The following is a 10,406-nucleotide window of genomic DNA, read 5'->3' as shown; positions in this document are numbered from 1 at the left end:
GCAGGTACCTCGACCGGCGGAGCCTCCTCCACGATCACATGCGCATTGGTCCCGCCCACCCCGAACGACGACACTCCGGCGACCAACGGCACGTCCGGGCGTGGCCAGTCAGAGAGTTCGGTCTGCACCCGCAGGTTCCACTCGTCCAGCGGGATGGCGGGGTTGGCGGTGCGGAAGTTCAGACTGGCCGGAAGCCGGCGAGCCTTGAGGGAGAGCAGGACCTTGATCAGACCGGTGATGCCCGCCGCGCCTTCGAGATGTCCGACGTTCGTCTTGGCGGAACCGACGCGCAGCGGCAGATGCCCGGCGTGCGCGGAGCCGACGGCCTCCGCCAGTGCCGCCGCCTCGACGGGATCGCCGACCGGGGTGCCGGTGCCGTGCAGCTCGACGTACTGCACGTCTGCGGGGCCGATGCCGGCCGCGGCACAGGCGCGGCGCACGACGTCTGCCTGGGCGGCCCGGCTCGGGGTGGTCAGGGTGTCCCCGCCACCGTCGTTGTTGACCGCGCTGCCGCGCAGGACGCCGTGGATCCGGTCCCCGTCGGCGAGCGCCCGGGCGAGCGGTTTGAGGAGGACGAGGCCACCGCCTTCGCCGCGGACGAAGCCGTTGGCACGTGAGTCGAAGGTGAAGCACCGGCCGTCGGGGGACAGTCCGCCGAAGCGGGCCGCGCTCAGGCTGCCGTCGAAGGCGAGGTTGAGGTGCACGCCACCGGCGATGGCGGTCTCGCACTCGCCGTTGCGCAGGCTCTGGCAGGCCGCGTGGACGGCGACGAGCGAGGAGGACTGGCCCGAGTCGATCACCATGCTGGGTCCGTCGGCGCCCAGCAGATAGGACAGCCGGTTGGCGATCATGCCGCGGTTGAGACCGGTGAGCGTGTGATGCGTCACAGCCGCAAAACCGTGCCGCCGCAGCAGAGTGGCGTAGTCGTCGCTGATGGCGCCGACGAACACTCCCGTTCGCTGTCCTGCGAGGTTCGCCGGGGTCAGGCCCGCGTGCTCGAGTACTTCCCAGCCGATCTCGAGCATCAGCCGCTGCTGGGGATCCATGGCCGCGGCCTCACGTGGTGAGACTCCGAAGAACCCGGCGTCGAACAGGTCCGGCCTCTCGAGGAACGCACCGTGTTCGAGGGCGGTGTCCGGGTCGGCGCCGGAAGGCTGTGCCCATCGGCCGGCCGGTACGGAGGTGACCGCATCCGCACCGTCGCCGAGTAACCGCCAGAACGCCTCCGGGCTGCTCGCACCGGGTAAGCGGCAGGCGATGCCGACCACCGCGATCCCCCTGTCCGCAGCACGATCCCAAGACAAATCAGCGACTCTGGACAATTGGGCACCTTCCCCCGACGCCTGGAACTCGCTTACCTGACTCTCGCCGTGAAGCGAAGTCGGAATCACAGCTGAAGAAAGCCGGCCTCGCTCGGCGCCGACTCTAAAGCGCACCTAACGATGGTGGGGTGCGCGTATAAGAGGACCATAAAGTGGACCGAGCGGTAACAACTGCCCGGAAGCATTGATCAACTCATCCGAACGTACCCCAGCGTCCAGCGAAGCGCAAGGATGTTCAAGCGGCCCCAACTGTGGGTAAGTAGCGCGACGCGTGACCCCTCCTCACGACCCCGGCCACAGGAGGGATCCCTTCCGAATCCGCGCATCCTGTGCCTAGACTGGCCGCGCATCAGGGACAGTTGGCCGTTCGGACGGGGGAAAGTCGAGTGGCGGGTAGAAGATTGCTGCGGGCTCACAACAGCGCTTACCGCGTTGTGACGCCAAGAGCGAGATCCGGGCGATAGCAGCTCGGCAGCAGCAACCGGACGACAGTCGGCGACCGGCACCCTTGACCTGCCCTGCTCCCCCCATTTCACAATCCTTGCCCAGGCCCGCCAACTTGTGCACACGGGCCACACACGGCCTTCCTGCCGCCGGTCGCGGTAAACGCCGTTGACACGTGAAAGACGCCACAACAAAGACGACACGACGAAGACGACGCAACGCCGAAAAAGGGGAAGTTAGACCTGTGACAGCACCCTTAGCCAGCCTTGACATCCTGGATCCGGAAACGATACGCCGGTCGGTGGACGACGCACTTGCGGACTTTCTTTCGGAAAAAGGCAGTGGCGCGAATCAACCGCATCTGTCCTATCTCTCCGGACTGGTCCAGGACTTCATGTCGGGCGGAAAGCGCATCCGCCCCCTGCTGTGTGTGACCGGCTGGCAGGCCGTCGGCGGCAGAGACGACCCCGAGCGCGTGTTCCGAGTCGCCGCCTGCCTCGAGATGTTCCACGCCTTCGCGCTCATCCATGACGACGTCATGGACCTCAGCAACACGCGCCGCGGCCGCCCCACCCTGCACCGCACCCTGGCCGCCCACCACGCCTCGTGCCGGGGACCGGACGAGGTCGAGTGGTTCGGCATGAGTGCCGCGGTCCTGCTCGGCGACCTGACGCTCACCTGGTCCGACGAACTCTTCCACTCGGCCGGACTCGCCCCCGCCCAACTCGGCGCGGTGCTCCCGCTCGTGTCGCAGATGCGCACCGAGTTGATGCTGGGTCAGTACCTCGACCTGCACGCCACCGGCGGGCTGACCGACGATGTCGACGCCACGCTGAACGTCTACCGCTACAAGACGGCCAAGTACACCATCGAGCGCCCCCTGCACGTCGGCGCCGCCATCGCGGGCACGGACCCCGAGGCCATGGCCGCCTTCACCGCCTACGCGCTCCCCCTCGGCGAGGCGTTCCAGCTCCGCGACGACCTGCTCGGCGTGTACGGGGACCCGTTGGTCACCGGCAAGTCACACCTCGACGACCTGCGCGCCGGCAAGAACACCACACTGACCGCGCTCGCCCTGCGCACAGCCGACGGCGAGCAGGCCGCGCTGCTGCGCCGCCTGCTCGGCGATCCGCTGCTGGACGAGGAGGGAGCGGGCGTCGTCCGCGGGATCTTCGAGGCGACCCGCGCCCGGGAGACCGTCGAGCGCATGATCGACGACCGTCAACAGCAGGCACTGCGGGCGCTCGACGACGCCCCGTTCACCGCGGACGCCGTCGGCGCCCTGAAGCGGATTGCCCGTATGGCTACTGCGAGGGACTCATGACCACTGAAATCACCGCGTCCGAGACCGTTCTTCCCGGCATGATGCGCCACTGGAAGGAGAGCACCAGCCGGTTCGCCGAGGCGTTCGAACAGCACATCGGCCACCTGCCCCAGATGGTGCCGATGACGGACGCCGAGCTCCGGGAAGTCATCGACGCGTGCAATGCGGCGGTGGCCCCCTTCGGGAAGTCCGTCTCCGACGAACGCTGGATCTCCTACATGGATGTCGTCCGGTGGTCGCAGAGCGCTCGCCATATCCGGGACATGGAGGCGTTCAAGGCGGTCTGCATCCTGAACTGCGTCACCTTCGTGTGGGACGACATGGATCCGGCACTGCACGACTTCGCCGTCTTCCTTCCCGAACTGCGCAAGATATGCCAGAAGTATTACGACGAGGAAGACGCACGGTTCGCCTACGAAGGCGCCCGGGCCTTCGTCACCAGCGACCACATGTTCCGCAACTCCCCCATCAAGGAAGTGCTCTGCAACACCTCCCCGGAGCAGTATTTCCGATTCCGTGTGACGGATGTGGGAGTCGACTTCTGGATGAAGATGTCGTATCCGATCTACCAGCACCCGGAGTTCACGGAACACGCCAAGTCGGGATTGGCCGCTCGAATGACTACCCGGGGTCTCGCGATCGTCAACGATTTCTACTCGTACGATCGCGAGATCGCGCTGGGCCAGATCACCAACTGCTTCCGACTGTGCGACGTGTCGAACCAGGACGCCTTCGACGAATTCTTCCAGGAGCGTATGGACGACATCGTGGAGGACATACAGTGCATCAAATCCTTCGACGAGATCACGCGGGACGTCCTGATGGACCTCATCTACGGCAACTTTGTCTGGACCACGAGCAACAAACGTTACAAAGCGGCCGTGAACAACGTCAACTCTCGTATTCAGTAAGGAAGCGGGTAACGTGAACCCGGCCAAGGTTTCCGATAAACCGGCCCGCTCCTGGTCGTTCGGCTCCGCCCCCGGAGCGGTGCCTCTTCTGGGACATGTGCTCGCGCTCTGGCGTCGGCCGCTGCAGTTCCTGGCTTCCCTGCCCGCCCACGGTGACGTGGTCGAGATCAGACTCGGGCCCAGCCGGGCCTACCTGGCCTGCCATCCCGACCTCGTCCACCAGGTCCTGGTGAACCCGCGGACCTTCGACAAGGGAGGTCTCTTCGACAAGGCCCGGCAGCTGCTCGGGAACAGCCTGTCGGTCTCGCGCGGCGACGCCCACCGGTTCCAACGACGGGTCATCCAGCCGGCGTTCCACTCCACGCGGATCGCCGCCTACACGGCCGCCGTCGGCGACGACACCCGTACCGCACTCGGCTCCTGGCGGGCCGGGCAGACCCAGGACATCAGCGAGGCCATGCACGCCCTCCTGATGCGGGTGGCCGCCAGGACGCTGTTCTCCACCAGCGCCGACGAGAGGACCATCGAGGAGGCCCGGCACTGCCTGCGTACCGTCTCGCAGGGCATCTACAAGCGCACGATCGCCCCGCTGGGCATCATGGAGAAGCTCCCCACCCCGGGCAACCGGCGCTACGACCACGCCAACGCACGGCTTCGGGAGATCGTCGACACGATGATCAGCGAGCGTCGGCGGTCCGAGGAGGACCACGGCGACCTGCTCTCGACTCTCCTGCGGGCCGAACACCCGGATACCGGACAGCAATTGACCGACGAGGAGGTCCTCGACCAGGTCGTCACCTTCCTCGTGGCGGGAAGCGAGACCACCGCGTCGACCCTCGCGTTCGTCTTCCATCTGCTGGGCGCGCACCCCGGGGCCGAGCAGCGGGTGCACGACGAGATCGACGCCGCCATCGGCGACCGCTCACCGGTCTTCGACGACCTCCCGAAACTCGAGTACACCCGCGCCGTCATCACCGAGGCGCTGCGCCTGTACCCGCCGTCCTGGATGTCGATGCGGGTGGCGGCGGTCGACACCGATCTCGGCGGGCACCCCGTGCCGGCGGGCGCGCTGGTGCTCTACAGCGCCCAGGCACTGCATCACAACGCCGAACTGTTCCCCGATCCGGAGGAGTTCGTCCCCGAGCGCTGGCTGGGCGAGCGCGCCAAGGAGGTGCCTCGCGGAGCGCTGCTGCCGTTCGGCGCGGGCAGCCACAAGTGCATCGGAGATGTCCTCGCCCTCACCGAGACCGCCCTCATCGTGGCCACGATCGCGAGCCGGTGGCGCCTTCGTCCCATACCCGGAACCAGGCTGCGGCCGGAGCCGAAGGCCACCCTGGAGGCCGGCCCGCTGCCCATGATCTGCGAACCGCGCTGACGTTCGCGAGGGGATGAACGACACATGAGCACGAAGACCGCGCACCAGTCGTCCGCCACGCACAACTGGCGGTTCGGTACCGCACCCGGCGGTCTCCCGCTGATCGGCCACGCCGTGCTGATGGGCCGCCGGCCGTTGGAGTTCCTGGCCTCCCTGCCGGCCCACGGCGACCTGGTCGAGCTCAGGCTGGGGCCGAGCCGCGCCTATCTGCCCTGCCATCCGGAACTGGTCCAGCAGGTGTTGCTCAACGCGCGCACCTACGACACGGGCGGGCCCGTGAAGGAGAAGGCGCGGCCCATCCTGGGCAACGGCCTGATCACCTCCGACTGGGCGGATCACCGCAGGCAGAGGCGGCTGGTGCAGCCCGCCTTCCATCCCGCCCGGATGCCCACGTACGCCGAGGTGATGCAACGCGAAGCGGCTGGCGAGTCCCTGTCGTGGGAGGCGGGAGAGGCCATCGACGTGAGCAACGCGATGCAGGCGTTGACCGCCCGTGTCACGGCTCGCGCGCTGTTCTCCACCGAGATCGCGAGCCATGCGGTCGCCGAGATCCAGCACTGTCTGCCGATCATCGTGCACGGCGCGTACCGGCAGGCGCTGGACCCCACCGGGCTCCTGGCGAAACTCCCCCTGGCGGCCAACCGCCGCTTCGACGAGGCGCGGACGCGTCTGCACCGGCTGATCAACCAGATCGTCGAGGACTACCGGGCGGAGGGCGGGGACCGCGGCGATCTGCTGTCGGCCCTGCTCGGCGCCGAGGACCCCGAGACCGGTGGGAGTCTGGACGACCAGGAGATCCACGACCAGGTCATGACCCTGCTGCTGGCTGGTATCGAGACCACGGCCAGCGCCCTGGCCTGGAGCTTCCACCTCCTCGGCCGGAATCCGGAGGTCGAGGCGGCGCTGCACGCCGAACTCGACGAGGTGCTGGACGGACGGTCGCCCGTCTACGCCGACGTCCCGCGACTCGAATACACCCAGCGGGTGTTCACCGAGACCCTCCGGCTGTATCCGCCCGCCTGGCTCTACACCCGCACCACCACCGAGGCCACGGAGCTCGCGGGACGGCAGCTGCCTCCCCGGTCCGACATCCTGATCAGCCCCTACGTACTGCACCACAACGCCGCACTGTTCAAGGACCCCGAGTCCTTCGACCCCGACCGGTGGGTCCCCGAGCGGGCGAAGGACGTGACACGCGGCTGCTATCTCCCGTTCGGAGCCGGCAGCCGCAAGTGCATCGGGGACGTGTTCGGCATGACGGAGGCCACCCTCGCCCTGGCCGCCATCGCCGCCCGCTGGCGACTGCGCCCCGTCCCGGACACGACGATCCGCCCGCGTCCGCACATGAGCCTCAGCGCCGGCCCGCTGCCCATGGTCCCGCAACCGCGTTGAGCGAACGAAGGAGGCCCCCGGGACGATGTCCCGGGGGCCTCCTTCGTTCCCTCGCGGCTGTGGCTTCAGCTCTTACGGGCTGCGGTGATCAGTGGTGGCCGTGGCCGCTCGTGATCTCCTTGTACTCCTCGACGGTCGGCTTGGTGATCTGGGACTCCTCGCCGTAGTACGCCTCACTCAGCTTGGCGCGCAGCTTCTCGGAGCGCTTCACCTTGCGCTCGACACCGTTCTCGTCGACCGTGGCACCGATCGCGGCCGGCTCGTACTGCTCGTGCGCCGTGAGCGTGTGCAGCTGCTCCTGGCTGAGCGGCTCGTGCACCTCGACGAACTCACCGTGCGGCAGGCGCTTGATGATGCCCGACTCACGGCCGTGCAGCACCTTGTCCTTGTCGCGGCGCTGAAGGCCGAGGCAGATCCGCTTGGTGGCGATGAACACGAGAACCGGGATGACGAAGAAGCCGATCCGTACGAACCAGGTGATCGAGTTGATCGAGAGGTGGAAGTGGGTCGCCCAGAGGTCGTTTCCACCACCGATCAGCATCACGAAGTACGCGGCCAGCCAGGCCATACCGAACCCGGTACGGGTCGGCGTGTTGCGCGGCCGGTCCAGGATGTGGTGCTCGCGCTTGTCACCGGTGACCCAGGCCTCGATGAACGGGTACACGGCGATGGCCACCAGGACCAGCGGGAAGATCACGATCGGGATGAACACGCCCAGGACGAGCGTGTGACCCCAGATGTTGATTTCCCAGCCCGGCATCACACGCACCAGGCCTTCGGCGAAGCCCATGTACCAGTCAGGCTGGGCACCCGTGGACACCTGGTCCGGCCGATAGGGGCCCATGGCCCAGATCGGGTTGATCGAGGCGACCGCCGCGATGGCCGCGATGGCACCGAAGACCAGGAAGAAGAAGCCTCCGGCCTTGGCCATGTAGACCGGCAGCAGCGGCATGCCGACGACGTTGTTGTTGGACTTGCCGGGGCCCGCGAACTGCGTGTGCTTGTGGTAGAAGACCAGGATCAGGTGGCCGACGACCAGACCGAGCATGATGCCCGGCAGCAGCAGGATGTGGACCGAGTAGAACCGCGCGACGAAATCGCCGCCGGGGAACTCACCGCCGAAGATGAAGAACGAGAGGTACGTGCCGACGATCGGGACCGACAGCAGCACACCCTCGATGAACCGCACGCCGGTGCCCGACAGCAGGTCGTCGGGGAGCGAATAGCCCGTGAAGCCGGTGAACAGCGACAGGACCAGCAGCAGCCAGCCGAAGAGCCAGTTGACCTCGCGCGGCTTGCGGAAGGCGCCCGTGAAGAACACGCGCATCATGTGAACCATCATCGCCGCGACGAAGATCAGCGCCGCCCAGTGGTGGATCTGCCGGATCAGCAGGCCACCGCGCACATCGAAGGAGATGTGCATGGTCGAGTTGAACGCCTCGGACATCAGCTGGCCCTGCAGCGGGACGTAGCTGCCGTGGTACTCCACCTCGTTCATCGACGGGTGGAAGAACAGCGTCAGGTACACACCCGTGAGGATGATGATGATGAAGCTGTAGAGGCAGACCTCACCCAGCATGAACGACCAGTGGTCGGGGAAGATCTTGCGCATGTTGGCCTTGGCCAGGGAGTAGATCCCCAGTCGGCCGTCGGCCCAGTCGGCGACTCGCTCGCCGGCCGGTGCCTTCCCGCGTGCGCGGGACTCGGAGGTCTCTGTAGTGCTCATCCGCGCTCCCAGAAAGCAGGACCGACGGGCTCCTCGAAGTCGCCGCGCGCTTCGAGGTAACCCTGGTCGTTCACGCCGATGCGCAGCTGCGGCAGGGCGTGACCGGCGGGGCCGAAGATCACCCGGGCACCGTCGGAGAGGTCGAAGGTGGACTGGTGGCAGGGGCAGAGCACGTGGTGCGTCTGCTGCTCGTACAGGGAGATCGGGCAACCGACGTGGGTGCAGATCTTCGAGTACGCGACGATTCCCTCGTACGACCACTCGAGCTCGCGCTTGTCCTTGATGTTGTCCGGCTGGATGCGGACGATCATCAGGGCGGCCTTGGCGATCTCGGTCTGGAACTCCTCGTCGTGCTCCTCCAGGCCCTCGGGCTTGGCGAAGGTCAGCGAGCCGACCGCGACGTCGGAGGGGCGCAACGGCTCGTTGGTGTTCATGTTGACCAGCTGGAGCCCCTTGCGCCACATGGTGTGGCGGAGCTTGGTGCCGGGCAGCGGGCCGAGGTCGCGCAGCAGCACGACGCCGGACAGCGGGAACAGGGCCAGCGCGCCGAACATCGTGTTGCGGATCAGCTTGCGCCGGCCGAGCGCCGACTCCTTGGCGCCCTGCTTGAAGTCCGCGTGGACCTTCGCGCGGACCTCGGGGGGCGCCTCGATCGCGTGACGCTCGTCGGCGATCTCCTCGTCGGACATCAGGGTGCGGGCCCAGTGGACCGCGCCCGCGCCGATCGAGAAGAGGGCGAGACCGAGGGTCAGGCCCAGCGCGAAGTTCAGCGCGTTGATGTGCCCGATCGGGAACACGAAGATCGACTTGTCGTGGGGGATGCTCACGTACGAGGCGATGAAGCCGACCGTGGCCAGCATCGACACCGTGAACAGCATGGCCACCACGCGCTCGGACCGCTTGGCGGCCCGCTCGTCGATGTCCTGCACCCGGTGCTCGTGGGGCGGGAGGCCGGGGTCCGCGAAGGGGTGCTTCTCGTCCGCGACGCCTACCGCGCCGTGCGCGTCCTGCTCTGCGGGCAGGTTCTCTTCTGGAATGTCTTGGCTACTCATGACTTCTTGGCCTTTGCGGTCCGAGCGGCGACCCAGACGGCGACCGCGATCAGCGCGCCGAGGCCGAAGATCCAGGCGAACAGGCCTTCGGAGACCGGGCCGAGACCGCCCAGCTCAAGACCGCCGGGGCTCACGGAGTCGTCGCCGTTGACCGCGTTCAGGTACGCGATGATGTCCTTCTTGTTCTGCTCCGACAGCGTGGTGTCGGGGAACGACGGCATGTTCTGCGGGCCGGTCTGCATGGCCTCGTAGATGTGCTTCGGAGAGACACCCTCGAGGTCCGGTGCGAACTTGCCGTGCGTCAGCGCGCCACCCTTGCCGGTGAAGTTGTGGCACTGCGCGCAGTTGGTGCGGAACAGCTCGCCGCCCTTGGCGATGTCGGCGCCGTCCGGGCCGAACTCCGCCTTCGTCGGAACGGACGGACCCGCGCCCAGCGAGGAGACGTACGCGGCCAGCTGGTCGATCTCGGCCTGCGTGTAGATGACCTTCTTCTTCGGAACCTGCGGTCCCGGCTGCTGGGCCGGCATACGGCCGGTGCCGACCTGGAAGTCGACGGCCGCGGCGCCCACGCCGACGAGGCTCGGTCCGTCGGAGGATCCCTGACCGCCGGTGCCGTGGCAGCTGGCGCAGCCTACGGCGAAGAGCTTCTTGCCCTCGTCGATGGCCAGGGACTGGGCGGTTTCATCTGCCTTCGCCGGGTGCGCGGGAGCGAACACGGCGTACAGCCCCCCGGTGCATGCCAGCGCGAGGAGTAGGACGACGAGCGCCGCCAGCGGGTGGCGTCGTCGTGCGGAGAGCTTTTTCACGGATTACCCCGGTGTCAGGATCTTCTGCGTCGATGCTTGCGATGTCGGGAGCGG

8 protein-coding genes are annotated in these 10,406 nt (G+C 67.3%); 4 read left to right on the top strand and 4 right to left on the bottom strand.

Features of this window, described 5'->3' with window-relative positions:
- Nucleotides 1-1,274 (bottom strand): polyketide synthase (locus ACFVYN_RS09150; protein WP_389994725.1); only part of this gene is annotated, 1,274 nt, incomplete at its 3' end.
- A gap of 793 nt (nt 1,275-2,067) precedes the next feature.
- Here ACFVYN_RS09150 and ACFVYN_RS09145 point away from each other — a divergent pair.
- Genes ACFVYN_RS09145 through ACFVYN_RS09130 form a run of 4 tightly spaced genes read left to right on the top strand, consistent with a single transcriptional unit; the run spans nt 2,068 to nt 6,768 of the window.
- Nucleotides 2,068-3,090, top strand: a complete 1,023-nt coding sequence (locus tag ACFVYN_RS09145; RefSeq protein WP_389994704.1) for a polyprenyl synthetase family protein — start codon at nt 2,068-2,070, stop codon at nt 3,088-3,090.
- Entirely contained in the window at nt 3,087-4,001 is a 915-nt protein-coding gene (locus ACFVYN_RS09140; RefSeq protein ID WP_389994701.1) for a hypothetical protein, read from the top strand. The genes ACFVYN_RS09145 and ACFVYN_RS09140 overlap by 4 nt, the downstream gene beginning before the upstream one ends.
- A gap of 13 nt (nt 4,002-4,014) precedes the next feature.
- Nucleotides 4,015-5,376 carry a cytochrome P450 gene (locus ACFVYN_RS09135; RefSeq protein ID WP_389994698.1) on the top strand — a complete coding sequence of 454 codons (1,362 nt, stop codon included), beginning with the start codon at nt 4,015-4,017 and terminating at the stop codon, nt 5,374-5,376.
- A gap of 24 nt (nt 5,377-5,400) precedes the next feature.
- Nucleotides 5,401-6,768 carry a cytochrome P450 gene (locus ACFVYN_RS09130; protein ID WP_389994696.1) on the top strand — a complete coding sequence of 456 codons (1,368 nt, stop codon included), beginning with the start codon at nt 5,401-5,403 and terminating at the stop codon, nt 6,766-6,768.
- Nucleotides 6,769-6,856: 88 nt separating this feature from the next.
- Here the strand turns inward: ACFVYN_RS09130 and ACFVYN_RS09125 are convergent, their stop codons facing one another.
- The 3 genes from ACFVYN_RS09125 to ACFVYN_RS09115 are packed head-to-tail and all read right to left on the bottom strand — an operon-like array spanning nt 6,857 to nt 10,352.
- On the bottom strand, nt 6,857-8,494 hold the full coding sequence (locus ACFVYN_RS09125; RefSeq protein WP_389994693.1) for a cytochrome bc complex cytochrome b subunit: 1,638 nt from the start codon (nt 8,492-8,494) through the stop codon (nt 6,857-6,859).
- On the bottom strand, nt 8,491-9,546 hold the full coding sequence (locus ACFVYN_RS09120; RefSeq protein ID WP_389994690.1) for a Rieske 2Fe-2S domain-containing protein: 1,056 nt from the start codon (nt 9,544-9,546) through the stop codon (nt 8,491-8,493). The genes ACFVYN_RS09125 and ACFVYN_RS09120 overlap by 4 nt, the downstream gene beginning before the upstream one ends.
- Nucleotides 9,543-10,352 (bottom strand): c-type cytochrome, encoded by an 810-nt coding sequence (locus ACFVYN_RS09115; protein ID WP_389994687.1) that lies wholly within the window; start codon nt 10,350-10,352, stop codon nt 9,543-9,545. The genes ACFVYN_RS09120 and ACFVYN_RS09115 overlap by 4 nt, the downstream gene beginning before the upstream one ends.
- Nucleotides 10,353-10,406 lie beyond the last annotated feature (54 nt).

This window comes from Streptomyces sp. NPDC058307 (assembly GCF_042880295.1).
GTDB lineage: Bacteria > Actinomycetota > Actinomycetes > Streptomycetales > Streptomycetaceae > Streptomyces.
This window is presented reverse-complemented; position numbering and strand designations above follow the sequence as displayed.

Coding starts and splice junctions, on each gene's coding strand:
- ACFVYN_RS09140 (WP_389994701.1), top strand. CDS start 3,087: ATGACCACTGAAATCACCGCGTCCGAGACCGTTCTTCCCGGCATGATG.
- ACFVYN_RS09130 (WP_389994696.1), top strand. CDS start 5,401: ATGAGCACGAAGACCGCGCACCAGTCGTCCGCCACGCACAACTGGCGG.
- ACFVYN_RS09125 (WP_389994693.1), bottom strand. CDS start 8,494: ATGAGCACTACAGAGACCTCCGAGTCCCGCGCACGCGGGAAGGCACCG.
- ACFVYN_RS09120 (WP_389994690.1), bottom strand. CDS start 9,546: ATGAGTAGCCAAGACATTCCAGAAGAGAACCTGCCCGCAGAGCAGGAC.